Source organism: Gulosibacter sp. 10 (assembly GCF_900163695.1).
Classification (GTDB): domain Bacteria; phylum Actinomycetota; class Actinomycetes; order Actinomycetales; family Microbacteriaceae; genus Gulosibacter.
In genome coordinates this window covers 92347-119108 of record NZ_FUIC01000045.1, presented here as the reverse complement: position 1 = coordinate 119108, position 26762 = coordinate 92347, and the positions used below count along the sequence as shown (strand labels likewise).

Here is a 26762-nt window from a genome sequence, read left to right as displayed (position 1 = left end):
GAGGTTCTCCCCTTCCGCAACCCCAACACCGCCACCAACCTCCTGACCGGGTACATCTAGCCCGCGAGGACGCGAGAACGGGCCCGGTTCCGAAGAACCGGGCCCGTTCTCGTGCGCCGGATCCGGCGGAGCAGCGCCTACGCCTCGGCGGAGCTCTGCGCCTGGGCGGACTCCTGCTGGGCGATCTTCTGCCGGACGTCGTCCATGTCGACCTCGCGGACGGCCTTGATCACGTCCTCGAGCGCCGACGCGGGGAGGGCACCCGGCTGCTGGAAGAGCAGCACGCCGTCGCGGAAGGCCATGAGCGTGGGGATCGACTGGATGCCGAGCTCGCCCGCGAGCTGCTGGTTCGCCTCGGTGTCGACCTTCGTGAACTCGATGTCGGCGTGCTGCTCGCTGGCCGCCTCGTACACGGGCGCGAACTGACGGCAGGGGCCGCACCACTCGGCCCAGAAGTCGACGAAGTGGATGCCGTCGCCGGTAACCGTCTCGACGAAGTTGTCTTGGGTCAGGTCTGTGGTTGCCATGGTGGCTCCTCTACTGGTTGGACGTGCGCGAACAACGCGGTTGAACGCTCGCGCGGCCGAGCCCGACTCGACCGGTACAGGGGACAACCGCCAGTCTCCCGCGAGTATTCCTGCGAGCCTGGCAACCCGCTGGCCGCCTCGGGCAGGTCAGCGGGTACGGTCCTCGTCCGGGTGGCCGGGCTCCTGCGCGGCCGCGTCCTCGGATTCGCCGGCGGTCTCGTCCTCGCCGTACGGCGTGGGAGCCTCTGGCGCCTGGTCGTCGGGCGCCGCGAAGACCTCCGGGTCGAACTGCACGGGCTCGTCCTCCGCATCCTGCTCGCCGATCTCCTCGTCGACGACCGCCTGGGCCGAGGCCTCGTCCTCGACGGGCTCGGGGAACGCCTCGTCGTCGGCGACGACGGCATCCGGCTCCGCCTCGGCGAGTTCGAGCTCCTCCGTCATCTTGCCGGGCACCTGGTAGTGGTTGTAGAGCGCGTCCTCCTCGGAGGGGGAGAGGTTCTGGTCGACCTCGGTGCGCGGCGCGGCGAGCACCGTCTCCTTGTCGTACGGCACGGTGATGCGGCGGTCGTTCCGCTCGGCCTCGTCGAGCGGGATGAAGAACTCGCGCATGCCGAACAGCCCGGTCTTGACGGTCACCCAGTTCGGCTGCTGCGTCTGGTCGTCGAGGTACACCTGGCCAACGCGGCCGATCTTGCGGCCGTCCTCGTCGTAGATCGTGGACTGGAACAGCCACATGAGCTGCTCCTCGGCCTCGCGGGCGGCGCGCTCCTCCTCGGTCTCGGCCGCATCCTGGACGGGGGCGGCCTCGGCGGGCGCCTCGTCGATGGGCTCCTCGAGCAGGTCGCTGTCGGCGGGCGCCTCCTCCGGGCCCGCATCGGGGGATTCTGTCAGGATCGGGTCCGCCTGGACCGGCTCGGCGCCTTCCCCGGCCTCCGGGGCGGACGCCTCGTCGAAGCCGTCGGCGCCCGGGTCGGGATTGCGGTCGTTGAGATCTGCCATGGCTGAGTGTCCTCGTAGAGTCGTTGCGGATTCGCTCCCCGAAGCTTATACGCCGGGCCTGGCCGGCGGCCCAGCCTCGCCCCGGTGTGGCGCCGGAGCGGGGCCGGGCGGAGGCTCAGTCCCCCCGGGGCGGCAGCGGCGGGAGCGGGGGCAGGGGCTCGTCCCGATCGTCCTCGCCGCCCGTCTCCTCGCCGCGCTCCTGCGCCGCGGCGTGCGGGACCGGCTCGCGCTCGGGCTCCTGCGCGGCTTCCGGGTCCCGTCCCGCCTCGGGGCTCCCGGCCGCCGAGGACGCCGAATCCCCGGCGTCCGCGTCGGCGCCCGGCTCGCCGCCCGCGAGCCGGCGCCGGGCCAGCCGCCAGAGCCTCCGGATGAGGAAGAACCAGATGGCGGCGAGGATGAGGACGAACAGCAGCAGGCCCGGCAGCGCGTAGCCCAGGTCCGTGACGAACTCCGAGAGGGAATCCACGAAGTCGTTCCAGCCCTCGACGAGGCCGGCGAAGAAGCCGCTCGGCTCGTCGATCGGGGTCGGCTTCGCGTCGGTGGACAGGGTCACGTGCACCGTGGACATCGCCACGTCCTCGGAGAGCACCTGGAACTGCGCCTCGAGGCTCTGCAGCTCGGCCTCGCGGTCGGCGATCTCGCGCTCCACCTCGAGCATGTCCTCGACCGTGGTGGCCTCCTCGAGCATCCCCCGCAGGGAGACGAGCGAGCTCTTCAGACTCTCGATGCGGGACTCGAGGTCCACCTTGACGAGGGTGACGTCCTCGGCGGCCGACTCGACGTACATGACCTCGCCGAGACCCTTGAGCTCGGCGACGAAGGCGTCGTGCTGGTCCGCGGGCACGCGGATCGTGAGCTGGGCCTCCGGCACGTCGTCCGAGGTGCGCTCGGCGCGGGACTCGACGCGCCCGTCGTACTTCTTCACCAGCTCCTCGAGCATCGCGACGCTGCCCGGCACGTCCTGCACCCGGATCGAGCTGCTCGTCGTCGTGATGATCGCGCGATCCTCGACCGCACCGTCCTCGACCGCGCCGTCCTCGACGGGCGCCTCCGGGGCGGCGCCGTCGCCGGCGTCGGGCGCGGTCTCGGCGTCCTGGCTCTCCGGCGCGTAGTCCTCGGCGAACTGCTCCGAGGGTCGATCGGGGACCCCGCTGCTCTCGCCCGCGCCGCCGCCGGCAGAGCAGCCGGCGAGGAGCGCGATCGTCGCGAGGCCGGCGAGAACGCCGCCGAGGAGCCGGGAGGTGCGTGAGGTGTCCATAGGACGACTCTCCCCGAGATCCCGTCCGGGGGCATCCGCGCAGCGGCGGGATCCGCTCATCCTCGCGGGGGATCGGCGGTGCTACTAGCCGAAGGCGTCCGGGTCCTTACCGGTGCGGACGCCGGTGTCGAGCGCGCAGACGGCCGCGAGCTCGGCGGGGGAGAGGGTCGTCTCGAGGGCCTCGAGGTTCTCGCGCAGGCGCTCGGGGCGCACCGTCTTCGGGATCGCCACGTTGCCGAGCCCGATGTGCCAGGCGAGCACGACCTGGGCGGGCGTGCAGCCGTGCTCCTCGGCGATGCCGGCGATGACCGGGCTGTCGAGCACCGCGCCGCGGGCGAGCGGCGACCAGGCGACGGTGGCGATGCGGTGCTCGGCGTCGAACTTGCGCAGGCCGGGCTGCGAGAAGGAGGGGTTCAGCTCGACCTGGTTGCAGGCCGGCGCCTCGCCCGACTCCTCGATGAGCCGCTCGAGGTGGTGCTCCTTGAAGTTCGCGACGCCGATCGAGCGGGCGCGGCCCTCGTCGCGCAGGCGCTGCAGGGCCTCCCAGGTCTCCAGGTAGAGGTCCTGCTCCGGGGCCGGCCAGTGGATGAGGTAGAGATCCACCTCTTCGAGGCCGAGCTCCTCGAGGCTGTCGTCGAAGGCGCGGAGCGTCTCGTCGTAGCCGTGGCGGTCCTGCCAGACCTTGGTGGTGACGTAGACGTCGTCGCGGTCGACGCCCGACGCCCGGATCCCCTCGCCGAGGCCCGCTTCGTTCGCGTAGAGCGTGGCGGTGTCGAAATGGCGGTAGCCGAGCTCGATCGCGGTCTGCACGAGGGCGGGCGTCTCATCGTTCGGCACCTTGTAGAGCCCCAGGCCGAGCTGCGGGATCCGATTGCCATCGGCCAGTTCGATTGCGGGAATTTTCGGAGTCACGCCTGGGCACCTTACTCCTCGAAGCTTGAAGTATCGAACCGCTGCGGCCGGTGCGCCGCCCTCCGGCGGGGCGGCGGGCGGCGAGACGAGGCCCATCCGGGTGATGGGGATCGTCGCGGTATCCGGCCGCGGCTCGAGGCTCGCATGCTCGAGGTCGGGCTGCCAGCGCATCGTCGCCAGCGCCACCACGAACGCGACGGCCACGAACGCGGCGCCGACGGCCATGCCGTGCGCCGCGCCGAAGCGGTCGATCGCGATGCCCGCGGCGGCGCTCGCGACCGACGTGCCGATCAGCTGCGCCGTGCCGAGCCAGCCGAACGCCTCGGCGCTCTCGCTCGCGCGCACCGAGGCGCTCACGGCGGCGTTCGCGACCGCGATGACGGGAGCGCTCGAGACGCCGGCGACGAACACGCCGACGGCGAGCAGCCACGGGTTCCCGATGGCGAGCACGGCGCCGGCGGTGCCGAGCACGGCGGCGATGATGCGCACGGTGAGCGACCGGCGCTTCATCGCGAAGTTGCTCGTGAGCACCCCGCCGGCGACCGATCCGAGGGCCGAGATGGCGAGCAGCGCGCCGGTGATGGGGCTGTCGTGGCCGTAGCCCGCGACGATCGAGGCGTCGATCGCTCCCCAGGAGCCGATCATCAGCAGCGAGACGGCCACCATGACGACGACCACGGGGTTGCGCAGCACGGCCCCCATGGGGCGCTTCGACCGCGGGATCCGCACCGTGCCGACCTCGGGCGCGGTGACGAACCACAGGCTGCCGAGGAAGAGGATGCCGGCCGCGGCGAGGATGCCCGCGGTCGTGTCCCACAGCGCCGCGATGGCGACCGTGGCGAGCGGGCCGAGGATCCAGATGACCTCCTGGAACGTGGCGTCGAAGGAGAACACCGAGCGCAGCTGCCGACCGGAGGCGACCTTCGGGTAGATCGTGCGCACCGCGGGCGGGATCGCCGGCACGGTGAGGCCCGCCAGGAAGGCGAGCGCCGCGGTCGGGGCCATCGGCAGGCGCAGCAGCGCGAGGGCCACGAGCGCGACGGTGCACACGAGCATGGTCGGCACGAGGATCCCCCGCATGCCCGCCCGGCTCATGAGCCGGCCGCCGAGCGGGGCGGAGATGCCCTGCCCGATGCCGTAGGCCGCGATGACCGCGCCGGCCGCGGTGTAGCTCCCGAGGGTCTGCTCGACGTGCACGAGCAGACCGATCGAGAGCATGCCCGCGGGGAAGCGGGCGCACACCTGCGAGAAGAGCAGCCGGGCGACGTTCGGCTTGCGGATCGCCTCGAAGTAGTCCGCCAATCTAGCGCGTGCTCCAACCGTGCTTCGCGAGCGCGGCGCGCGCCGCGTCCTTGACCGAATAGGGGATGAGCCTGCCGCGGACCTCGACGTCCTGCCGGTGGCCGTGGCCGCCCACGAAGATGATGTCGCCCTCCTCGGCCAGAGACACGGCCTTGTCGATGCCCTCCGCCGAGTCGGGGATCTCGTAGTGCTCGAGGCCCGGGAACTCGTCCTCGAGGGTGCGCACGAGCGTGGCGCGGATGGCGGCGGGGTCCTCGAACCGGGGGTTGTAGTCGGTCACGACCACCACGTCGGCGAGGGCGGCGGAGCGGGCCATGTCGGGGCGCTTGGTCGCGTCGCGGTCGCCGTCCGCGCCGAACACCATGAACAGGCGCCCCTTCGTGAACCCGCGCAGCGTGGTGAGCACGGTGCGGAAGGAGGCGGGGGTGTGGCCGTAGTCCACGTAGATGCGCGGACCCTCGCCGCCGGGGTTCACCGGGTCGAGACGGCCGGGGAGGCGCGCCTCGAGCCCGCCGCGCCCGGCCAGCGCGGCGTCGATGCGGTCGAGGTCGTAGCCGATCTCGGTGAGCGCCACGATCGACAGGGCGGTGTCGAGCGCGACGAACCAGCCCGGCTGGTTCACTGCGCTCGAGAGGCTCCGCCCGTCGCGCGCCGTGAGGTCGAACTCGGTGCGATCCAGGCCGACCTCGCGGGTGGCGAGGTGCCAGTCGGCGTCGGCCCCGGGGTCGGTCGAGACGGTGGTCATCGGCACCGCGGCCTCGGCCGCGAGCCGGCGGCCCCACTCGTCGTCGATCAGGGTCACGCCCCGGCGCGAGCGCTCCGGCGTGAACAGCGGCAGCTTGGCGGCGAAGTAGTTGTCGAGCGTGCCGTAGTCGTCGAGGTGGTCCTGGGTGAGGTTGGTGAAGACGGCGACGTCGAACAGGAGCCCGTCGACGCGGTGATGCGTGATCGCCTGCGCCGAGACCTCGAGCGAGGCGGCCTCGACCCGCTCCTCGCGCATCCGGGCGACGAGGCCGTGGAGGTAGTCCGCCTCCGGCGTGGTCAGCCGGCCGCTCAGGCGCGTCTCCACCGCGTGCTCGCCGACGCGCCGCTCGACCGTGCCGGAGAGGCCGTCGCGCACGCCGAGGGCCTCGAAGAGGGCGTGCAGGAGGTAGGTCGTCGTGGTCTTGCCGTTGGTGCCGGTGACCGCGATGAGGCGGGGGTCTCCCGGCTCGGTGCCGTAGACGAAGGCCGCGGCGCGGCCCAGCACCTCGCGGGGCGCGGGGTGGACGACGGTCGGCAGGCCGGCCGCGCGCGTGCGCTCGGCGCCGGCCTCGTCGGTGAGCGCGGCGACGGCGCCGCGCTCGGCGGCAGCGGCGGCGTGCGCCGCGCCGTGGGTCCGGGCTCCGGGGAGCGCGACGAAGAGGCTTCCGGGAACCGCCATGTCGGTGGCGCTGGTTACGCTCGTCACCCGGACGTCGGCGGTGTCGGACGCCACGCCGAGCGCCGCCGCGAGATCCGACAGGAGGCAACCGTCGTGGGCGACCGGTTCCGCGAGATTCTGTGACATGGAGTCCTTCCTTGAGAGGGGGGCGAACCTGGGGATCGCCCTGTGGAGTACTTGTGAACCGTAGTGGAGAACGCCAGCGTAACCCCGGATTTCTGCGGTCGTGCGTGTGGAGAACCAGGGAGTCGTCATGTGGAGAACTACACGCTTGTAATACCGGATCTAGTGGTTTAGGCTCTCACCAGCACTACATCTTGTGGTCGCCTCGCGACTGGCCTTCCTCCGGAGTAGTGCTATTTTGTCCCTTTCCATCCTTCCGTATGAGGCGTATCGCATGACTATTTCCGTTTACAGCAAGCCCTCCTGCGTGCAGTGCACCGCGACCTACCGCGCACTCGACAAGCAGGGTATCGAGTACGAGGTCTTCGACGTCTCGGTCGATGAGAAGGCGCTCGCCGCGGTGAAGGAACTGGGCTACATGCAGGCCCCGGTCGTCGTCACGGAGGACGACCACTGGTCGGGCTTCCGCCCCGACAAGATCTCGGAGCTCGCGCTCGTCAAGAGCGCCTAGCGCGGCGGGGGTGTCGTGACACGGCTCATCTACTTCTCGAGTGTGTCCGGCAACACGCACCGATTCATCGGGAAGCTCGGTCGTGAAGCCCGGCGCATCCCCCTCTACACGCAGGAAGACACGGTCAGGGCCGAGGAGCCCTTCGTGCTCGTCCTCCCGACCTACGGCGGCGGCACCCACGGCGGCGCCGTCCCCAAGCAGGTCATCAAATTTCTCAACGTGCCCGAGAACCGGGCGCTCATCCGAGGCGTGATCGTGGGCGGCAACACCAATTTCGGCGCCGCGTACGGACTTGCGGGCGACGTGGTCGCCCGCAAGTGCGGCGTCCCCGTCCTCTACCGCTTCGAGCTCTTCGGCACCCCCGAAGACGTCCAACGCGTCAACCAAGGATTGGATCAGTTTTGGCAACAGCAGCAGACGGCCGCGACTCCGTGATCGTGCAGGAGCGGAAGAAGGGGCAGAGCTCCGGGCTCGACTACCACGCGCTCAACGCGATGCTGAACCTGTACGACGCCGAGGGCCGCATCCAGTTCGACAAGGACCGCGAAGCCGCTCGCGAGTACTTCCTGCAGCACATCAACCAGAACACGGTGTTCTTCCACGACCTCGAGGAGCGCCTGACCTACCTCGTGGACAACGAGTACTACGAGGCCGAGGTGCTCGAGCAGTACTCGATGGAGTTCATCGGCGCGCTGCGGGACCGCGCCTTCAAGGCGAAGTTCCGCTTCCCGACCTTCCTCGGCGCGTTCAAGTTCTACACCTCGTACGCGCTCAAGACCTTCGACGGCAAGCGCTACCTCGAGCGGTTCGAGGACCGGGTGCTCATGGTGGCCCTCGGCCTCGCGCGCGGCGACGAGCAGCTCGCGACCGAGCTGGTGGACGAGATGATCGCGGGCCGCTTCCAGCCCGCGACCCCGACCTTCCTCAACGTGGGCAAGAAGCAGCGCGGCGAGTTCGTGAGCTGCTTCCTGCTGCGCATCGAGGACAACATGGAGTCGATCGGCCGGTCGATCAACTCGGCGCTGCAGCTCTCGAAGCGCGGCGGCGGCGTGGCCTTCAACCTCTCGAACGTGCGCGAGGCCGGCGCGCCGATCAAGCAGATCGAGAACCAGTCGAGCGGCATCATCCCCATCATGAAGCTGCTCGAGGACTCGTTCAGCTACGCGAACCAGCTCGGCGCGCGTCAGGGCGCGGGCGCGGTCTACCTCAACGCCCACCACCCCGACATCCTCCGCTTCCTCGACACCAAGCGCGAGAACGCCGACGAGAAGATCCGCATCAAGACCCTCTCCCTCGGCGTGGTCATCCCGGACATCACCTTCCACCTCGCCAAGCGCAAGGAGCCGATGTACCTCTTCTCGCCGTACGACGTGGAGCGCGTCTACGGCAAGCCCTTCGGCGACATCTCGGTGACGGACAAGTACCAGGAGATGGTCGACGACCCGCGCATCAGCAAGACGAAGATCGACGCGCGCGAGTTCTTCCAGACGCTCGCCGAGATCCAGTTCGAGTCGGGCTACCCGTACATCATGTACGAGGACACCGTGAACCGCGCGAACCCGATCGCCGGCCGGGTCAACATGTCGAACCTCTGCAGCGAGATCCTGCAGGTGAACACGCCCTCCACCTACAACGACGACCTCTCCTACGACGAGGTCGGCGAGGACATCTCCTGCAACCTCGGCTCGATGAACATCGCGCTGGCGATGGACTCGGACGACCTCGGCAAGGCCGTGGAGACCGCGATCCGGGGGCTCACGGCGGTGAGCGACATGTCGAGCATCGACTCGGTGCCCTCGATCCGCTACGGCAACAGCCGCTCGCACGCGATCGGCCTCGGGCAGATGAACCTCCACGGCTACCTCGGCCGCGAGCACGTGCACTACGGCTCCGAGGAGGGCATCGACTTCACGAACATCTACTTCTACACGGTGGTGTACCACGCGGTGCGCGCCTCGATGAACCTCGCCCGCGAGCGCGGCGTGCGCTTCGCCGGCTTCGAGGAGTCGAAGTACGCGAGCGGGGAGTACTTCGACAAGTACACCGAGCAGGAGTGGGCGCCGCAGACCGAGCGCGTGCGCGAGCTCTTCGAGGGCCACCGCATCCCCACGCGGGAGGACTGGCTCGCGCTGAAGGCCGACGTGCAGCAGCACGGCATGTACAACCGCAACCTGCAGGCCGTGCCGCCGACCGGGTCCATCTCCTACATCAACAACTCGACCTCCTCGATCCACCCGATCGCCTCCAAGGTCGAGATCCGCAAGGAGGGCAAGATCGGCCGGGTCTACTACCCGGCGCCGTTCATGGACAACGACAACCTCGAGTACTTCGAGGACGCGTACGAGATCGGCTACGAGAAGATCATCGACACGTACGCCGCCGCGACGCAGCACGTCGACCAGGGCCTGTCGCTCACGCTGTTCTTCAAGGACACCGCGACGACCCGCGACATCAACCGCGCGCAGATCTACGCGTGGCGCAAGGGCATCAAGACCCTGTACTACATTCGACTGCGTCAGCTCGCGCTCGAGGGAACCGAGATCGAGGGGTGCGTCAGCTGCATGCTGTAGCCCGATGACCGCGCGGTGCCGTCCCGGACGGCACCGCGCGGTCATGTCACGCACGAAGACCGTGTCACGCACGAAGAAACCGGAAGGGAACCGCACCGCCATGATGACCGAGCAGTCGAAGCGCGACCAGCACGCGCAGTACATCGACGCGATCAACTGGAACCGAATCCAGGACGACAAGGACCTGGAGGTGTGGAACCGGCTCACGAACAACTTCTGGCTGCCCGAGAAGGTGCCGCTGTCGAACGACATCCAGTCGTGGAACACGCTCACGGAGGAGGAGCAGACCGTGACGATGCGCGTGTTCACGGGTCTCACGCTGCTCGACACCATCCAGGGCACCGTCGGCGCCGTCACGATGATCCCGGACGCCACCACGCTGCACGAGGAGGCGGTCTACACCAACATCGCCTTCATGGAGTCGGTGCACGCCAAGAGCTACTCCTCGATCTTCTCCACGCTCGCGAACACCCCGCAGATCGACGAGGCCTTCCGCTGGGCCCGGGAGAACGAGAACCTGCAGAACAAGGCGAAGATCATCGTCGACTACTACAACGGCGACGACCCGCTCAAGCGCAAGGTGGCCTCGACCATCCTCGAGTCCTTCCTCTTCTACTCGGGCTTCTACCTGCCGATGTACTGGTCGGCCCACGCGAAGCTCACGAACACGGCCGACCTCATCCGCCTCATCATCCGCGACGAGGCCGTGCACGGCTACTACATCGGCTACAAGTACCAGCGCGCGCTCGAGCGGATCAGCGACCCCGAGCGCAAGGCCGAGCTCAAGGACTGGACGTTCTCGCTGCTGCTCGACCTCTACGACAACGAGGTGCAGTTCACCCACGACCTCTACGACGGCGTGGGCTGGTCGGAGGACGTCAAGAAGTTCCTCCACTACAACGCGAACAAGGCGCTCATGAATCTCGGGTACGAGGCGATGTTCCCCTCGAGCGTGACCGACGTGAACCCCGCGATCCTCGCGGCGCTCTCGCCCGGCTCCGACGAGAACCACGACTTCTTCTCGGGCTCCGGATCGTCCTACGTCATCGGCGTGGCCGAGAACACCGAGGACGAGGACTGGGAGTTCTAAGACCCCAGAGCTTGCTCGAGGCCCGAAAGGGCTGATGGGAGGCCCGGACCTGCAGGTTTCTGCAGGTCCGGGCCTCTTTTCGTGCCTCCATCCGAAGGACAGAGGAGAGCACAGATGAACATCAGCACCCGTTCGGTATGGCACGGGGGTGGCACGAGCACACCTTCCAGCCAAGCGCGGGGTGGCTCGCAGCCCGAAATTTGGGGGCAGCGCGACACCGGCTGCGTCCCACAGCGTGCCATTCGGCTCGCGTCGAGGCCCGTAAAAGGCCAGGTGAGAGGCAGGTTCGATGGGATTGCACGACCTAGTGGCACGGAGTGGCACGACGGTCCGCGTGAGTCCAATCGCGGCACCTGGAGGACACGATGAGCACCACGAAGAAGCGTGAAACGGCGGCAAAGCGCGAGACCTGGGGAAGCCTTCGGAAGCTCCCGTCAGGACGGTGGCAGGCACGCTACCCGGCCCCCGGCGGGCAGATGCACTCGGCCCGCACGGAGGACGACAAGCCGTTGACGTTCCTCACCAAGACAGACGCCCGCACATGGCTCGCTGGCACGCATACGAAAATCGCGCGTGGAGAATGGGAGTCAGCCTCGACCATCGCGTCTCGCCGTCGAGCAGAGGCGGAAGCCGAGGAAGCGAGGTCGATCGGTTTCGCTGAGTACGCCGAGCGCTGGATTGATTTCGTGCGCGTCGAACCGACCCGCGGCGGAAAGAAGCGAGCGATCGCCACGGTGCGTTCTTACAAGAGCAAGGTCATCGGATACCTGATTCCAGAGTTCGGCGACACGGAGATCCGACACATTGACGTGGCTCGCATTCGGATCATGACCCATCGTCTGGATCAGATTCCGGCGCCGCTGATCCGAAGTCGAAGTTCAACGGCATCACCCGTCCGGTCCTGATCGTGCTCATGATGATCCTGCGACAGGCAGCTCGAGACGGGATCATTCCGGCGGCACCTCCCATTTCGATCCCCAAGCAGGAATCGGTACGGCACGATCACGACCACGACCAGAAGATGACGTTGCAAATCCTGAACAGGTCGAAGCACTCTGCGCGGCGACGCCGGATCTGTACTCGATCATGGTCCTGCTGGCCGCCTGGTGTCAGCTGCGCCGAGGCGAGTGAGTGCCTCGGACTGCAGCGCCGGGACATCCAGTGGCACGACGACGGCACTGCCACTCTGCATGTGCGCCGGCAGTTCAACGCGAACACGGGCGAGATGTCGGGCCCGAAGAGCGAAGCTGGAAAGCGAACGCTGAGCGTTCCCCGGGTCATGGTGGAGCGTCTCAAGGATCATCTGCGAGATAACGTCGCGCCCGAGGCGAAGGCTCCAGTCGTTCCCTCCAGCATCCGTGGCAGCGTGCCCCTGTCTCGCACAAAGTGGGGACACCTCTGGGGTGATTCCCGCGATGCCGTCAAGAGCACGCCGCTGGGTTTCCGGTTCCATGATCTTCGACACACAGGCCTGACCCTATTTGCGCAGGAAGGCGCAACGTTGGCCGAGTTGATGCGTCGCGGGGGTCACGCTGACATGCAGGTCGTGATCTGCTATCAGCATTCCACGATGACCCGAGACCGCGAGTTGGCCAACCGGATGAGTGACCGTGTCAAGGCACAGCTCGACAACAAGACTAGTGAGTCAGCAGAGTCTTCACCGGACACCGATGGACACCTATGAAGGGAGAGGAACCTGCTGGCTGAAAGGACAGGTCATGGACGTTCGGAGTCGATCAGAATCATCGGGACCCGACTTGGTGTCGATTGCGGAAGCGGCGGATCAGTTCGGCGTCTCGGTCAAGACGCTGCGGCGTAGGATCTCATATGGCTCAATTCACCGATATCGCGTAGGGCGTCTCATCAGTGTCGATATGAAGGAGCTGCGTGAACGGCTACTGGTTGAAATGCCGACGGTGAGATGATTCCACAATTAGTGGCGCGCAGGAGGCATTCCCACCTCTCATTAACAATCCCTTCTACCGCTGATGGAAGGCGCTGGGGGACAGCCGCAGAGAAGCCGGACGTCCCCCGGTTGCATCCCCTAGTCTTCGTTGTAGATTTCGAGCAGCGCGGTCGATGATTCCTGGCTGGGCCCCTCACGGAAGGCGCAGGAGAACGAGGTCACTGTTCCCGATCGGGGCCGGATTCCTTACACCGCGTTCGACGCCTACACCACCGCCCACTGATTCCACGTCGACGAGCCAAAGTATGGCGGCGACGGTCACGTTCTCCTCCCGGTGGCCATCATAGGGCGCATGAACAGTCACCGCATCACCTACCAACTGGCCCGGACCGTGCCCTTCGCAGACACAGCTCTCAAAGGACTCACCGTTGCGTACGTTCTCACCAACAGTTTCGAGGTTATCGCCAAGGTCCAGAAAGAGCGATTCGTCCTCGATAATGCGGAACAGGCCGGAGTCCCGGAAACGACAATCCCGTACCTGGCCGTGATTGAGGATGCCGGCACAGCCGGGCTCGTCCTCGGTCTGACCGGTTGGTGCCGCGTAGGGTTCGCAGGCGGGGACTGTCAGAAAAACGGTGTGTGAGGGTTCGGCTTGATCCGAAAGGAGATGGCCGTGGCTGACACGGCCGAACTATTGGAAAACGAGATCATTGATCCTGTGACCGGGGAGATCATCGATCAGAAGGAACTCGCGGAGCGGCTGCTCCAGCAAGCGAAAGAACAGGGCGTGAGTCTCGTCGGGCCTGGTGGCTTGCTGAGCCAACTCACGAAGAACGTCTTGGAGACCGCTCTGGACGCGGAACTGGCCGAGCATCTCGGCCACGAGCCTGGTGGGATCCCGATCGGCGAGAACATACGCAACGGGACTCGAACGAAGACGGTGCTGACCGAGATCGGCCCGGTCGAGATCGAGGTCCCCAGAGACCGTGACGGCTCGTTCGAACCGGTGATCGTTCCGAAACGGAAGCGTCGCCTGGACGGGGTCGATCAGATCGTTCTGTCGCTCACGGCTCGGGGGGCTCACGACTGGTGAGGTCGCGGCGCACTTCGACGAGGTCTACGGGGCGAAGGTTTCTAGAGACACGATCAGCCGGATCACCGAGAAAGTCACCGGAGAGCTGGCTGAATGGGCGAGCAGGCCGCTAGATGCGATCTATCCGGTGATCTTCGTCGACGCGATCGTGGTGAAAGTTCGTGACGGGCAGGTGCGGAACACCCCGTTCTATGTCGTGATGGGCGTCACCGTGAACGGGGAACGCGACATCCTCGGGATCTGGGCCGGGGACGGCGCGGAAGGCGCGAGGTTCTGGTTGCAGGTATTCACCGAGCTGAAGAACCGCGGTGTTGAGGACGTGCTCATTGCGGTCTGCGACGGGATCAAGGGACTGACCGAGGCGATCAACACCACCTGGGAACAGACCGTCGTGCAGCAATGCATCGTCCACCTCATCCGCAACTCGTTCCGTTACGCCGGCCGGCAGCATCGGGATGCGATCGTGAAGTCCCTCAAACCGGTCTACACGGCTCCGTCCGAGCAGTCGGCAAAGGATCGGTTCGCCGAGTTCGCCGCCGAGTGGGGCGACCGGTATCCCGCGATCGTGCAGCTCTGGAAGAGCAGCTGGGCGGAGTTCGTGCCGTTCCTCGAGTACGACGGCGAGATCCGGCGGGTGATCTGCACGACGAACGCGATCGAGTCGATCAACGCCCGCTACCGCAGGGCCGTGAGGGCGCGCGGGCATTTCCCGAACGAGCAAGCCGCTCTGAATTGCCTGTACCTCGTGACGCGATCGCTTGACCCGACCGGCGGGGGCAGGGCACGCTGGGTGATGAGGTGGAAGCCCGCGCTGAACGCGTTCGCGATCACCTTCGCCGGACGGTTCGAAAGAACCACCCACTCATGAAAACCGCCGGACCCTCACACACCGTTAATCAGACAGACCCGCAGGCGCGATCACTTTGGACGAGTCCGTTGCTCGGAATCACCACTACAGCCGCGCTGCCTCGGGTCGTTGCTGGCCACGTTTGTACCTGGCCAGGACGTGGGTAGCAGTGCGCCTGCTTGAACAAACGAGAACCTCCGGATGGGATGTGGCTTGTCTAAGGCCCACTCCGAACTTGAGGTTCTCGTGCCCCACGGTAATGCCCGTACTACGGTCCATGTCCGGCTACTGATTGTCCAGCGGCATCGAGCTGGCTGGCCCCAAGCTCATATCGCTGCGGCGGGAGATGGGAGTCTCTGGCAAGTGTGTGAAGACCTGGCTCGACCGGTTTGCCACCGAGGACCTGGCTGGTCTGCAGGACCGGTCCTCGCGCCCACACCCGAGTCCGACACGGACCGACGCCGCGACCGAAACCGCAGTCATCGAACTGCGCACGAGGGAACGGATCGGCCCCGATGAGATCGGCCAGCGGCTCGGTGTCCCTGCCCGGACCATCTCCCGGGTGCTGGCCCGTCAAGGCCTGCCCAGGCTCGCCTCGCTGGACCCGATCACCGGTGAGGTCATCCGAGCCTCGAAGGCGACTACCGTGCGCTACGAGCACCCGCATCCGGGCTCGTTGGTCCACATGGACGTCAAGAAGTTCGGCCGGATTCCTGACGGTGGAGGCTGGAAGGCCCACGACCGCGCCACCGGTTCGATCCAGCGGGATCGCTCGGCCCGGGCGGGGTTCGACTACGTCCACTCATTAGTCGATGATCACTCCCGCCTCGCCTACTCAGAGGTCCTCCCCGATGAGAGGGGCCCGACCTGCGCAGGCTTCCTCGAACGAGCCCTGGTCTACTTCGCCGTCCGTGGCATCACACGAATTGAACGGCTGATGACCCACAACGCCTGGGCCTACAAGTGGTCACTGCGGCAGGTCTGCGAGGACTATGGCCAGATCAAACAGGTCTTCATCAAGCCCCACTGCCCCTGGCAGAACGGCAAGGTGGAGAAGTTCAACCGGACCCTGCTCACCGAGTGGGCCCACCGCCAGGCGTTCATCACCAACGACGCCCGCACCGCCACCCTTGCGCCCCTGCTCGAGCACTACAACAATCAACGACGCCACTCAGTACTCGGAGGACGCCCACCGATCAGCCGACTGCTACCAACGTGATGGCCAGGTACATCTAGACCAGTTCCAGCAATGCAACTATTGTCGGACGAGGCCGGTCCACTTCGATGGGCGGCCGATGACTGGCCTCCACGTTTGCGTCAGTTGTTCCGCGAGCGCTAGCAGATAGGATTAGAGGAAGACATGACAGGAATGGTTACCTTTCAACTATCCCCCCTCCATACTTATCAGCGTAGACTCGGAAATGAAGAGATCGATCGCGCAAGCAGCGATGCGCACCTCTATGTGATCAGCAGGCGACGGCGCACTGTCGTTTCGAAAGGCGGGGCTTTTAGTCCGAGTGCACTTATTGCTCAAACCCACGCGGGGGCGTCAGGTAGAGAGCTTAAGTTTATCGTCAATGATATCCGCGATGCCGAAGTGTTTGACAATGGATCCTATTGGAGTGGATATTATCGCGGTGCGCGGGTTCATGGCGAGGCCTGGCATCTCGCTGCGATGGCTTCGCATCGCAAGATTGAGGTCTCCGCACAGGAGGTGCTTTATGTCGGGCAGGCGTTTGGAACGGAGGGGAGTAGGAATGCATCAATTCGCGCCAAGTCGCATAGCATGCTTATTCGGGCATACGAAGAGAATTACGCGTCAGATTGGGATGTCTTCTTCACTCCCATTGTGGTGGAGCAGACGAGTGTCTCGAATGATGATCACATTACTCTTGATGATGGGAACTGGAAATGGGTCGACGAGTTTTGCGAGTTATTTAGCCCTGATGGGAGGCGAACGAACGGGCTTTCGGTCGATATTCTCGAGCACATGCTAATTGCCTATTTTGAACCGACCATGAACACCAAATTGCTTAAGTGGACCGCAACCAAGGCGAATCGCACCCTCAAGGAACTTGGTCTCCGCCTGCTTTCCGTGCAGTTTTATTCCCTTCATGAGTTGTCGGCGTTCTTCTCTAAGAAAAGGCATCCATCTCTATCGCATGCCATAGCGGCCGAAATTCCAGGATCTATACATGGAGGAGGATTTACGCTCGGGGAATATTCCGATTTGCAAACCCGTCCACAATCTTTCACCAATATTGTTGGAAAGTCGATGAACTCCATCGCTGAAATGGCGAGCAATTCGCCAGCAATATTGCGGATTTTCGGAGAGGCCCGCCCTCCACTTAATCCAGATTTTAGCGCATGGAGATGATGTGAGTCGTCCGTGAATTTCTCTACATCGAATTTTAAGAAGCTAATGCCGACATGAGGGCGTAGCAGGGTTATGTCTTGACGAGGAGGATTCGGTAGAGTTTAACTATTTGGCGTTGCTACTAATTTTCGGATCTGCGGCGACCGCGAGTTTGGTATTCTCGATGATGTTGCCCGGGACGTAGCGGACCTGCCTCGCGAGCGCCCCGGGAGGCGCGGTCACGCTTCATCGCACAGGTGAAGACGTCTGGGTCCCGGTAGCGAGGTCGATGTCCGAGTCGCAGCGTCGCCTCGTGCTCGATCGGAGCGGGAGCGTGGGCGGTCTCGCTGGCGAAGCTGCGGGCGGCAACGGCCTCCAATGCTCGTGCGCCATTCCGTCAGGTGCCAGCAATCACCGTCAGGGCACCCGCATGCTTGTAATACTCCAACATATCGGGAGCGTCTCCGTGCACAATGTGGGCTTGCGAGGAATGGCGCACGAACGCCGGAGGGTCGATGTTGCGCCGCCTCCATCCTCCACAAAAGTGGTGGCGGCATCCGTGGGCACGTCAGAAGCGGAGCGCTCGAGTGTTCTCTGGACCGCTAGGACCCCCGTCATATCTCTCGGTGATGCCGTGCTCACCCAAGGCATCGAAGATGTGCCGGAGGAAGAGAGGTGTGCGGATTGTCGACAGAGTGGGGCGACTCGGCGACATTCGAGCCGAACGCCCGACCCAGTGTCATTTACTCGCGCTCGCCGTCGCCGCCATTAAGCCCCCGATGTACTGGCGGTAGACTAGGACTGTGCGATAGTAGCGATCTGGCTGGCGAGACCGGCTTCGATCGCGGGTAGCACGAGCGGCCGTCCGAGCTGGAGGGACCACAGGATTTTCCGCCTCTCATCAGGGAGGACGAGGACTGGGAGTTCTAGAGCCGGAGCTCTTCGAGGTCCGACCCGTACGGGGCGGATAGCCCGCGCATCCGCGTATCCGGATTCGCGCGGCTATCCGCCCCGTTCGTCGTCGACCCGGACCGGCCGGATGTCCTCCCGAACCCACCCGAAAGGGTGAGGGGGCGATCCTCGCCGGTGAATAGGCTTCACGATATGAACGCTTTCCTGATCATCCTCATCGTCATCGCCATCGTGATCGCCATCGTCGGCAGTCTGGTGGAGGCGGTGAACTTCCTCATCTGGGTCGGGATCGCGCTGCTGGTGCTCGCGGTGATCGCGTGGCTCCTGCGCACCATCACGGGACGGAAGCGCTAGCCCCGGACGACCGCGTCGGAGGGCGCGCACCGGCTCCATCGGAACGACACACCGGAGACGAAGGCGGGGCGCCCCGGCAATGCCGGGGCGCCCCGCCTTCCTCGTCGACGCCCCTAGGCGGCGATCTCCGCCGAGACCTCGAAGTTCGAGCACTCGGCGCTGTTGCCGCGCACCGAGATGGTGGCCGCGGTGCACATGAGGTTCTTGTTGTGGACGCATTCGGTCATCTGGCACGCGCCGACGTGGGCGTCCGCGGTGGGGAGGCCACCGTCCGCGTCCAGGGAGATGAAGGTGCCGCATGCGGCGCGGTTGCCGTCGCGGCTCATCGTGATCGCCGGAGCCGTGCAACCGTTGTGGTTGAAGGCGCAGGCGGTTGCGTCGCAGGAGCTGATCGTCGTGAGTTCGTTCATGATCTCGCCTTTCTTCTCGAGTGGGGTACTCGCCGTTACACCTATGACGATAGGGCACTTGACAACGTTGCGATAGCAAGGTAAGGCTCCCCTCGCAAGCCGTTCGGCCTGTCGTATAGCGGGATGCGGAGACCTGAAGTACGGCTTGCCTCACCGGATTCGGGGGTCCGCACGGCGAGGCGCGCCGACGCGGGCGGAACGCCGGGCGCACGGCGTCTCCGAACGCGGTCGCACCTCCGGAGGAAGACCGTTCGAACGCCCTCGGCGCCGCTCCGGACCGCTCCGATCGGAGAACGGGCGCAACAGGGATGCAACGATTGCGTTGCAAGCCAGGGGTCGAGCACGGGCGAACCGTTGCGAAGTCGACCGTTTCGCGTAAGTTGTTAGGCGTTGCTGTGAATTCGCAGCCATTCGATGGTCAACGACGACAAGAGGACTCAATGACTCTCATCCGACAATCCGCGAGCTGGTGGCGCGAGAACCGGACCTCCGCGCTCGCGAGCATCACCGCGCTGCTCATCCTGCTGTTCACGATCGGCGGCGCCGTCGGCGCGGCCAACGCGCTCGCGAAGCCGAAGACGGTCGAAGGCGAGACCTTCACCATCGCGACCGATACGACCTGGGCGCCCTTCGAGTTCGAACGGGACGGCGAGCTCCGAGGCATCGACATCGACCTCATCAACGCCATCGCCGAGGACCAGGGCTTCAACGTCGAGATCGACGTGCTCGGATTCGACGGCGCGCTCTCCGCGGTCCAGGCCGGACAGGCCGACGCGGTCATGGCGGGCATGTCGATCACGCCCGAGCGCGAAGAGGTCTTCGACTTCTCGAACCCGTACTTCGATTCGGGCATCCAGATGGCCGTGGCCGAGAACGACGACTCCATCCAGGGGTACGAGGACCTCGAGGGCCAGACGGTCTCCGCGAAGACCGGCACCGAGGGCTACGCCTTCGCCGAGGAGCTCGGGCAGGAGTACGGCTTCACCGTCACCGGCTTCCAGGACGCCGCCGACGCCTACAGCGACGTGACCTCCGGCAACTCGGTGGCCGTGTTCGACGACTACCCGATCCTCGCCTACGGCATCGCGACCGGCAACGTCGACCTCAAGACGGTCACCGAGCAGGAGAAGGCGTCGAGCTACGGCATGGGCGTCAAGAAGGGCGAGAACGCCGAACTGCTCCAGGCCTTCAACGAAGGCCTCAAGAACCTCATCGCGGACGGGACCTATCAGGCCATCCTCGACGACTACCTCGGCGACGACGCACCCGAGGCCGAGACGATCGGCAGCGGGCAGGCCGCCCTCGGCAACGAGGAACTCGACCTCGGCGAGCCGGGCGAGCTGCCCGAGCACCCGAACTTCGCCACCGACACCCCGAAGACGAACGGCACGTTCGTGATCGCGACCGACACGACCTTCGCACCGTTCATCTATCAGGAGGGCGGCAAGAACGTCGGCATCGACATGGACCTCATCCAGGCGATCGCCGCGAACCAGGGCTTCGAGATCGAGGTGCAGACGCTCGGCTTCGACGCGGCGCTGCAGGCGGTCCAATCCGGGCAGGCCGACGGCGTGATCGCAGGCATGGGCATCACGGACGAGCGCGCCGAGGTCTTCGACTTCTCCGACCCGTACTTCGAGTCCGGCACCCAGATGGCCGTGGCCGAGAACAGCGACATCACCTCCTACGAGGACCTCGCCGGGCAGTCCGTGGCCGTGAAGACGGGCACGACCGGCTCCGACTTCGCGCAGGAGCTGAGCCAGGAGATCGGCTTCGAGGTCAACTCGTTCCAGGACTCGGCGGACATGTACAACGACGTGGCGACCGGCAACTCGGTGGCGGCGTTCGAAGACGCCCCCGTGCTGCAGTTCGGCATCGCCTCGGGCAACGTGCCGCTCAAGATCGTCACCGAGCCGGAGCCCGGCGCCGACTACGGCTTCGCGGTCCTCAAGGGCCAGAACGCCGAGCTCCTCGAGATGTTCAACGAGGGACTGAAGAACGCGCAGGACAGCGGCGTCTACCAGATGATCGTCGACCGCTACCTCTCGATCGAGGAGGGCGAGGGCTCCGGCACCACGTTCTTCGACCTGCTCGGCGCATCCATGCCGGCCCTCATGCAGGGTCTGCTGCTGACGCTGCTGGCCACCGCGCTCGCGATCTTCTTCGCGATGGTGCTCGGCATCATCTTCGGCATCCTCAAACTCTCCGGCAATATCTTCCTGCGGATGCTGGCGGGCGCCTACGTCAACATCTTCCGCGGCACACCGGTGCTGGTGCAGGCATTCTTCTTCTACTTCGGCGTGCCGGCGGTGACCGGGCAGCCGCTCGACGCGCTGACCGCAGGCGTGATCACGCTCTCGCTCAACGCGGGCGCGTACATCACCGAGGTCGTGCGAGGCGGCGTGCAGTCGGTGGATCCTGGGCAGATGGAGGCCTCCCGCTCGCTCGGCCTCGGCTGGGGCGCGTCCATGCGCCGCGTCGTGATGCCGCAGGCGTTCAAGATCATGACGCCCAACCTCATCAACCAGTTCATCATCACGCTGAAGGACACCTCGCTGCTCTCGGTGCTCGGCTTCGCCGAGCTCACCTACCAGGGCCGCATCGTGATCGCCTCGACGTTCCGCTCCTTCGAGATCTGGATCGTCGTCGGCCTCATGTACTTCATCGTGATCTGGCTGCTCACGCTGCTGTCCAACTGGTTCGACCGGAAGTTCAACAAGTAGGGGATGACGATGACGAACAACGATCCTGCATTCACGCGCCCGGTCGCCACGGTGGACGGCGACCCCATCGTGGTCAAGGACCTGCACAAGTCCTTCGGCAAGAACCACGTGCTCACCGGCATCGACCTCACCGTCGCGAACGGCGAGGTCGTCGCCGTGATCGGGCCCTCGGGCTCCGGAAAGTCGACGCTGCTGCGCTGCCTCAACCGCCTCGAGGAGGTGACCGACGGCGAGGTGTTCATCGTCGGCGAGAACATCGCCACGGCGAAGGGCAAGGACCTCGACACCGTGCGCCAGCGCGTCGGCATGGTGTTCCAGCACTTCAACCTGTTCCCGCACATGACGGCGCTCGAGAACGTGGCGCTCGCGCCCACCGAGCTCAAGAAGCTCAGCAGGTCGGAGGCGCGCAAGCGCGCGACCGAGCTGCTCGAGCGGGTCGGGCTCGGCGACAAGGCGGATGCGCGGCCGGCCTCGCTGTCCGGCGGGCAGAAGCAGCGCGTGGCCATCGCCCGCGCGCTCGCGATGAGCCCCGAGATCATGCTCTTCGACGAGGCGACCAGCGCGCTGGACCCGGAGATGGTCGGCGAGGTGCTGCAGGTGATCCGCGATCTCGCCGCCTCGGGCATGACGATGGTGCTGGTCACCCACGAGATGGGCTTCGCGCGCGAGGTCGCCGACCGCGTCGTGTTCATGGCCGACGGCAAGGTCGTCGAGTCGGGGCCGCCCTCCGACCTCTTCGACAGCCCGAAGGAGTCGCGCACGAAGGACTTCCTCTCGAAGGTCCTCTGACGGCCCCTGCCGCACGACGAGCGAGCCGCGTCCCATGCCGGGGCGCGGCTCGCCCGCGCTGCGCGAGCAGGCCGGCACTGGAATACTGGTGGGCATGACCGCTCCACAGGAAAACGTGTGGCTCGCCGCGCTGCGCACCAACCCCGACCACTCCCGCAACTACGCCGAGCGCTGGCGCGCCTTCGAGGAGCAGGGCCGCGACATCTACGGCGAGGCTCGGCTCATCGACGCGATGGCGGAGCGGGGGAGCCGCATCCTCGACGCCGGCTGCGGCACCGGACGCATCGGCGGCTGGCTCGCCGACCGGGGCCACCGGGTGGTCGGCATCGACCTCGACGAGCACCTCATCGAGGTCGCGCGCGAGGCGCATCCCGGGGCGGAGTGGGTGGTCGGGAACCTCGCCACGACGAGCCTTGACGACGAGACCGGCGATCTCGCGGAGTTCGACCTCATCGTCTCGGCGGGCAACGTCATGACCTTCCTCGCGGAGGAGGAGCGCCTCCCTGCGCTGCAGCGGATGCGCGCGCACCTGGCGCCCACCGGCCGGCTGGTCGCGGGCTTCGGCGCCGGCCGGGGCTACGACTTCGTCGACTTCGGCGCGGACGCGTTCAGGGCCGGGTTCGCCCTCGAGCAGCACTACTCGACGTGGCAGCTGCACCCGCCCGCGGACGATTTCATCGTGGCGGTGCTCGCCCCGATCCCCGCCCCGCTCGAGCAGGACGAGTAGCGCGCCGGATCAGCCGGGCAGCGCCGCGCGGATACGCTTGAGCGACACGGACTGCGCGGTGCCGAGCTGCTGGGCGAACAGGCTCACGCGGAACTCCTCGAGCAGCCAGCGCACCTGCACGAGCCCGGGGTCGTCGTCGGGCCCCGCCGGGATCGTGCCGCCCGCGGCGGCGTAGAGCTCCAGGGCGCGCTCGAGCTCGAGCATGCCGGCGCGCTCCTTGGCCGCGTTCACCGTGAGCCGCTCGAGGCGGTAGGACACGGCGCGGAGATAGCGCGGCAGATGCCGCAGCCGCTCCATCCCCGTGCGCGAGACGAATCCGTCGAAGACGAGTCCCTCGAGCTGCGCCCGCGCGTCCGTGAGCGAGCCGAGGTGCGCGAGCGCGTTCACCGCCTTCACCGAGGCGAGCGCCGCGCGGTGCGCCGCGAGCACTTCGGCGACGAGCTTCACCGCGTCGAACATCGAGTCGACGAGCGAGGCGTTGAACGCGTCCCGCAGCGCCGAGAACCGGGCGCGGGTGCGCACGGGCTCCTCGGGCATCGCGTCGGAGGCCAGCGCGGCGAGCACGTCGGCCAGCAGCGCGTCCGTCGACCGGTAGGGGCTCGCGGCGAGCGAGAGCTTCTCGGCCGCGGTGAGGTGCTCCTGCACGTAGCCGGCCGGGGTCGGCACCGACCTCGCGAGCAGCGCGGCCACCGCGCGGCCGTGCTCGCGACGCTGGTCGGCGCCGGTGGTGGAGAGGGTCAGGTCGATCGGAGATGCAGCGGGCTTCGAGGGATCGCGGAGCTGCAGCGTGGGCCACGCGCGGATGACGCCGTGCCTGCGCTTGATCTCGAAGGACTCCGGCAGCTCGTCGGCGGGCCACTCCCGCACGTCCTTCCGGTCGAACCGCGAGTCGGCGACGGGGCCGTCCTGCGCCGGCTCGGCGGGCGCGCCCCCTCCGCCCCGTCGCGGCGCCGCCCCCGCATCCGCGCCCGTGGCGTGCACGAGCGAGGCCTCGGAGGCGCGCTTGAGCCGCTGCTGCAGCGCGATGAGGTCGCTGCCGGCCGCGAGCTCGCGGCCGCGGTCGTCGACCACGCGGAATCGCATCATCAGGTGCGCGGGGATCTTCGCGAGGTCGAACTCGTCGACGTCGAAGCGGATGCCCGCGGCGCGCTGCATGTGCCCGCGCAGCACCTCCACGAGCGGCGCGGGCACGTGCGCCCCGCGATCCGGGCGCGCCTCGGCGATCGAGCCGCCGCCCTCGACGCCGGCGTCCTCGGCGAGCAGGCGCGAGGCCCAGTCGGCGGCGGGCACGAAGTTGCGGCGGATGACCTTGGGCAGGGAGCGGAGCAGCGCGGTGACGAGCTCCGCCCGCATGCCGGGCACGAGCCAGTCGAAGCCGTCCGGCGTCAGCATCGCGAGCAGGGGGAGCGGTACCGCGGCGGTGACGCCGTCCTCGGGCGAATCCGGGTCGAAGCGGTAGCGGAGCTTGACCTGCTGCTCGCCTTGGCGCCAGACCTGGGGGAAGGCCTCCGCGTCCGTCTCCTCGGCGTCCTCGCCGAGCAGGTCCGCGCGCGTGAGCGTGAGCAGGTCGGGGTCGCGCTTCGAGGCCTCGCGCCACCAGCGGTCGAACACGGGCTGCGAGACGACCTCGTCGGGGATGCGCTCGGCGAAGAACTCGACGAGGGCCTCGTCGTCCTCGACCAGCCCGCGCCGGCGGGTGCGCTCCTCGAGCTCCTCGATCTCGCGGCGCAGGGCGCGGTTCTTGCGGTCGAAGGGGTACCGGGCGTTCCAATCGCCCTCGACGAGCGCGTGGCGGATGAAGAGGTCGCGGCTCCACGCCGGATCGATCTTCGCGAAGCCGACGCGGCGGTCGCGCACGAGCGGCACCCCGTAGAGCGTGACGGTCTCGCGCGCCACCGCCTGCCCCTGCTTGCGCTCCCAGTGCGGCTCGTGGTGCTGCCGCTTCACGAGATCGCCGGCGAGCCGCTCCGCCCACGCCGGGTCGATCTTCGCCACGGTGCGGGCGAACAGCTGCGAGGTCTCCACGAGCTCCGCGGCCATCACGGCGTCCGGGCGGGACTTCGCGAGGCCCGAGCCGGGGAAGATGCGGAAGCGCGTGTTCCGGGCGCCCCGGTAGTCGCGCTTGAGCTCGTCGTAGACGCCGATGTGGCTGAGCAGCCCGGTCAGCAGCGCGGTGTGCACCGCATCCGCGTCGGCGCCCGGCTCGGCGGCGGGCTCGAGCGACCGGGAGGCCGGCTTGCGGATGCGCAGACCCAGGCCGCGCGTGGCCTCGCGCAGCTGCCGGTAGAGGTCCTGCCACTCCCGGAAACGCACGAAGTTGAGGAACTCGCGCTTGCACAGCCGGCGGAACGCGCTCGAGCCGAGCTCCTGCGACTGGGCCTCGAGGTAGTTCCAGAGGTTGAGCAGCGTGAAGAAGTCGCTCGACGGATCGCGGAAGCGCGCGTGCAGCTGATCCGCGTGCTGCCGCTGCTCGAGCGGGCGCTCGCGGATGTCCTGCACCGTGAGCCCCGCCACGATGACGAGCACCTCGCGGGCGACGTCGAGGTCCTTGGAGGCGAGGATCATCCGCCCGTAGCGGGGGTCGACGGGGAGGTGAGCGAGCTCGCGGCCGATGCGGGTGAGCTTCGGCGGCTGGCGGGTGCCGCGGCCGCCGCGGATCGCCCCGAGCTCGCGCAGCAGGTCGACGCCGTCCTTCACGCCGCGGCTGTCCGGGGGAGTGAGGAAGGGGAAGTCCTCGATCGCGCCGAGGCCGAGCACGAGCATCTGCAGCAGCACGCTCGCGAGGTTGGTGCGCAGGATCTCGGGGTCGGTGAACTCGGGCCGGCGCGCGTAGTCCTCCTCGCCGTAGAGGCGGATCGCGATGCCCGCGCGCGTGCGGCCGGAGCGGCCCGAGCGCTGGTTCGCCGAGGCCTGGCTGATCGGCTCGATCGGCAGCCGCTGCACCTTCGCCCGCGTGGAGTAGCGGGAGATGCGCGCGAGCCCCGCGTCGATGACGTAGGCGATGCCCGGCACGGTGAGCGAGGTCTCGGCGACGTTGGTCGCGAGCACGACACGCCTCCGCACACCGGGCTTCCGGGTCCGCTCGAACACCCGGTGCTGGTCCCGGGCGCTCAGCCGGCCGTAGAGCGGCAGCACCTCCGTGAACTCGCCGCGCCGGCCGCGCAGGTGTCCGCGGATCGCGTCCTCCGCGTCGCGGATCTCCCGCTCGCCCGGCAGGAAGACCAGCACGTCCCCCGGATCCTCCGGCTCGAGCTCGTCGAGCGCCGCGGCGATGCCCTCGAAGACGTCGCGATCCCGCTCGGGCGCGTCCGGGTCCTCGGCATCCGCGACGAGCGGGCGGTAGCGCACCTCCACGGGATAGGTGCGCCCCGAGACCTCGATGATCGGCGCGTCGAAGAAGTGCTTCGAGAAGGACTCCGGGTCGATGGTCGCGGAGGTGATGATCACCTTGAGGTCCGGCCGCTTCGGCAGCAGCCGGCGCAGGTACCCGAGGAGGAAGTCGACGTTGAGCGAGCGCTCGTGCGCCTCGTCGATGATGATCGTGTCGTAGCGGCGCAGGTCCCGGTCGCCGCGCAGCTCGGCGAGCAGGATGCCGTCGGTCATGAGCTTGATCCGCGTCGACTCGCTCGACTCGTCGGTGAAGCGTACCTGGTAGCCCACGAGGTCGCCGACCCCGGTGCCGAGCTCCTCGGCCACCCGCTCCGCGATCGTCCGGGCGGCGATGCGGCGCGGCTGCGTGTGCGCGATGGCCGTGCGGCCCAGCTCGAGGCAGATCTTCGGGAGCTGGGTGGTCTTGCCCGAACCGGTCTCGCCGGCGACGATGACGACCTGGTGCTCGGCGATCGCCTTCGCGATCTCGTCGCGGCGCTGCGAGACCGGGAGTTCGGGCGGATACGTGATGTCAGGCATGGAGTCACCAGTCTAGGGCGA

Annotated in this window: 19 protein-coding genes and 2 pseudogenes; 14 read left to right on the top strand and 7 right to left on the bottom strand. The window is 67.1% G+C overall.

Annotated features, from left to right (window positions below):
• Nucleotides 1–137: 137 nt before the first annotated feature.
• From trxA to FM112_RS15220, 5 genes are all read right to left on the bottom strand, one after another.
• On the bottom strand, nt 138–527 hold the full coding sequence (trxA, locus tag FM112_RS15240; protein ID WP_087009128.1) for a thioredoxin: 390 nt from the start codon (nt 525–527) through the stop codon (nt 138–140).
• Nucleotides 528–674: 147 nt separating this feature from the next.
• Nucleotides 675–1526, bottom strand: coding sequence for a PRC-barrel domain-containing protein (locus tag FM112_RS15235; protein ID WP_087009126.1), 852 nt, complete (start codon nt 1524–1526; stop codon nt 675–677).
• 115 nt (nt 1527–1641) lie between these two features.
• Complete coding sequence (locus FM112_RS15230) at nt 1642–2784, bottom strand: DUF4349 domain-containing protein (RefSeq protein WP_176386865.1); 1143 nt, start codon at nt 2782–2784, stop codon at nt 1642–1644.
• Between the two features lie 84 nt (nt 2785–2868).
• On the bottom strand, nt 2869–4998 hold the full coding sequence (locus FM112_RS17735; protein ID WP_087009122.1) for an aldo/keto reductase: 2130 nt from the start codon (nt 4996–4998) through the stop codon (nt 2869–2871).
• Nucleotide 4999: 1 nt separating this feature from the next.
• A complete protein-coding gene (locus FM112_RS15220; RefSeq protein ID WP_176386864.1) occupies nt 5000–6547 on the bottom strand; it encodes a Mur ligase family protein in 1548 nt (515 codons plus the stop codon).
• 271 nt (nt 6548–6818) lie between these two features.
• Between FM112_RS15220 and nrdH the strand changes: the two genes are divergently transcribed.
• The 11 genes and pseudogenes from nrdH (at nt 6819) to FM112_RS17325 (ending at nt 18183) form a co-directional block, all read left to right on the top strand.
• Entirely contained in the window at nt 6819–7055 is a 237-nt protein-coding gene (gene nrdH / locus FM112_RS15215) for a glutaredoxin-like protein NrdH (protein WP_087009118.1), read from the top strand.
• 15 nt (nt 7056–7070) lie between these two features.
• Nucleotides 7071–7490 carry a class Ib ribonucleoside-diphosphate reductase assembly flavoprotein NrdI gene (gene nrdI / locus FM112_RS15210; protein ID WP_087009115.1) on the top strand — a complete coding sequence of 140 codons (420 nt, stop codon included), beginning with the start codon at nt 7071–7073 and terminating at the stop codon, nt 7488–7490.
• A complete protein-coding gene (gene nrdE, locus FM112_RS15205) occupies nt 7487–9625 on the top strand; it encodes a class 1b ribonucleoside-diphosphate reductase subunit alpha (protein WP_254910537.1) in 2139 nt (712 codons plus the stop codon). The genes nrdI and nrdE overlap by 4 nt, the downstream gene beginning before the upstream one ends.
• A gap of 103 nt (nt 9626–9728) precedes the next feature.
• Complete coding sequence (nrdF, locus tag FM112_RS15200) at nt 9729–10715, top strand: class 1b ribonucleoside-diphosphate reductase subunit beta (RefSeq protein WP_087009149.1); 987 nt, start codon at nt 9729–9731, stop codon at nt 10713–10715.
• A gap of 365 nt (nt 10716–11080) precedes the next feature.
• Entirely contained in the window at nt 11081–11620 is a 540-nt protein-coding gene (locus FM112_RS17630) for a hypothetical protein (RefSeq protein ID WP_254910533.1), read from the top strand.
• A gap of 8 nt (nt 11621–11628) precedes the next feature.
• Nucleotides 11629–12399 carry a tyrosine-type recombinase/integrase gene (locus tag FM112_RS17625; protein WP_254910536.1) on the top strand — a complete coding sequence of 257 codons (771 nt, stop codon included), beginning with the start codon at nt 11629–11631 and terminating at the stop codon, nt 12397–12399.
• A 574-nt stretch (nt 12400–12973) separates the two neighbouring features.
• Nucleotides 12974–13264: a DoxX family protein gene (locus FM112_RS16995; protein WP_140400721.1), complete on the top strand. Its 291-nt coding sequence runs from the start codon at nt 12974–12976 to the stop codon at nt 13262–13264.
• 24 nt (nt 13265–13288) lie between these two features.
• Nucleotides 13289–14582 (top strand): annotated as a pseudogene (locus tag FM112_RS15185) (IS256 family transposase).
• Nucleotides 14583–14807: 225 nt separating this feature from the next.
• Nucleotides 14808–15780, top strand: a pseudogene (locus tag FM112_RS15180) (IS481 family transposase).
• A 141-nt stretch (nt 15781–15921) separates the two neighbouring features.
• Complete coding sequence (locus tag FM112_RS16990; RefSeq protein WP_140400720.1) at nt 15922–16938, top strand: hypothetical protein; 1017 nt, start codon at nt 15922–15924, stop codon at nt 16936–16938.
• A 1083-nt stretch (nt 16939–18021) separates the two neighbouring features.
• The gene (locus FM112_RS17325; protein WP_176386863.1) at nt 18022–18183 is read left to right on the top strand and encodes a hypothetical protein; all 162 of its coding nucleotides are present in this window, start codon (nt 18022–18024) and stop codon (nt 18181–18183) included.
• 113 nt (nt 18184–18296) lie between these two features.
• Here the strand turns inward: FM112_RS17325 and FM112_RS15175 are convergent, their stop codons facing one another.
• The gene (locus FM112_RS15175) at nt 18297–18593 is read right to left on the bottom strand and encodes a DUF1540 domain-containing protein (protein WP_087009108.1); all 297 of its coding nucleotides are present in this window, start codon (nt 18591–18593) and stop codon (nt 18297–18299) included.
• Between the two features lie 440 nt (nt 18594–19033).
• Between FM112_RS15175 and FM112_RS15170 the strand changes: the two genes are divergently transcribed.
• From FM112_RS15170 to FM112_RS15160, 3 genes are all read left to right on the top strand, one after another.
• Nucleotides 19034–21316, top strand: coding sequence for an ABC transporter permease subunit (locus FM112_RS15170; protein WP_087009106.1), 2283 nt, complete (start codon nt 19034–19036; stop codon nt 21314–21316).
• A gap of 9 nt (nt 21317–21325) precedes the next feature.
• A complete protein-coding gene (locus FM112_RS15165; protein WP_176386862.1) occupies nt 21326–22105 on the top strand; it encodes an amino acid ABC transporter ATP-binding protein in 780 nt (259 codons plus the stop codon).
• A gap of 94 nt (nt 22106–22199) precedes the next feature.
• Nucleotides 22200–22832, top strand: coding sequence for a bifunctional 2-polyprenyl-6-hydroxyphenol methylase/3-demethylubiquinol 3-O-methyltransferase UbiG (locus tag FM112_RS15160; protein ID WP_087009100.1), 633 nt, complete (start codon nt 22200–22202; stop codon nt 22830–22832).
• 9 nt (nt 22833–22841) lie between these two features.
• Here FM112_RS15160 and hrpA read toward each other — a convergent pair whose 3' ends face one another.
• Nucleotides 22842–26741 carry an ATP-dependent RNA helicase HrpA gene (hrpA, locus tag FM112_RS15155; protein WP_087009098.1) on the bottom strand — a complete coding sequence of 1300 codons (3900 nt, stop codon included), beginning with the start codon at nt 26739–26741 and terminating at the stop codon, nt 22842–22844.
• Between the last annotated feature and the right edge of the window lie 21 nt (nt 26742–26762).

Coding starts and splice junctions, on each gene's coding strand:
- nrdH (WP_087009118.1), top strand. CDS start 6,819: ATGACTATTTCCGTTTACAGCAAGCCCTCCTGCGTGCAGTGCACCGCG.
- FM112_RS15220 (WP_176386864.1), bottom strand. CDS start 6,547: ATGTCACAGAATCTCGCGGAACCGGTCGCCCACGACGGTTGCCTCCTG.
- FM112_RS15230 (WP_176386865.1), bottom strand. CDS start 2,784: ATGGACACCTCACGCACCTCCCGGCTCCTCGGCGGCGTTCTCGCCGGC.
- FM112_RS15175 (WP_087009108.1), bottom strand. CDS start 18,593: ATGAACGAACTCACGACGATCAGCTCCTGCGACGCAACCGCCTGCGCC.
- trxA (WP_087009128.1), bottom strand. CDS start 527: ATGGCAACCACAGACCTGACCCAAGACAACTTCGTCGAGACGGTTACC.
- FM112_RS17325 (WP_176386863.1), top strand. CDS start 18,022: ATGAACGCTTTCCTGATCATCCTCATCGTCATCGCCATCGTGATCGCC.
- nrdF (WP_087009149.1), top strand. CDS start 9,729: ATGACCGAGCAGTCGAAGCGCGACCAGCACGCGCAGTACATCGACGCG.
- FM112_RS15235 (WP_087009126.1), bottom strand. CDS start 1,526: ATGGCAGATCTCAACGACCGCAATCCCGACCCGGGCGCCGACGGCTTC.
- hrpA (WP_087009098.1), bottom strand. CDS start 26,741: ATGCCTGACATCACGTATCCGCCCGAACTCCCGGTCTCGCAGCGCCGC.
- FM112_RS16995 (WP_140400721.1), top strand. CDS start 12,974: ATGAACAGTCACCGCATCACCTACCAACTGGCCCGGACCGTGCCCTTC.
- FM112_RS15160 (WP_087009100.1), top strand. CDS start 22,200: ATGACCGCTCCACAGGAAAACGTGTGGCTCGCCGCGCTGCGCACCAAC.
- FM112_RS17625 (WP_254910536.1), top strand. CDS start 11,629: ATGATGATCCTGCGACAGGCAGCTCGAGACGGGATCATTCCGGCGGCA.
- FM112_RS15170 (WP_087009106.1), top strand. CDS start 19,034: ATGACTCTCATCCGACAATCCGCGAGCTGGTGGCGCGAGAACCGGACC.
- FM112_RS17630 (WP_254910533.1), top strand. CDS start 11,081: ATGAGCACCACGAAGAAGCGTGAAACGGCGGCAAAGCGCGAGACCTGG.
- FM112_RS15165 (WP_176386862.1), top strand. CDS start 21,326: ATGACGAACAACGATCCTGCATTCACGCGCCCGGTCGCCACGGTGGAC.
- FM112_RS16990 (WP_140400720.1), top strand. CDS start 15,922: ATGACAGGAATGGTTACCTTTCAACTATCCCCCCTCCATACTTATCAG.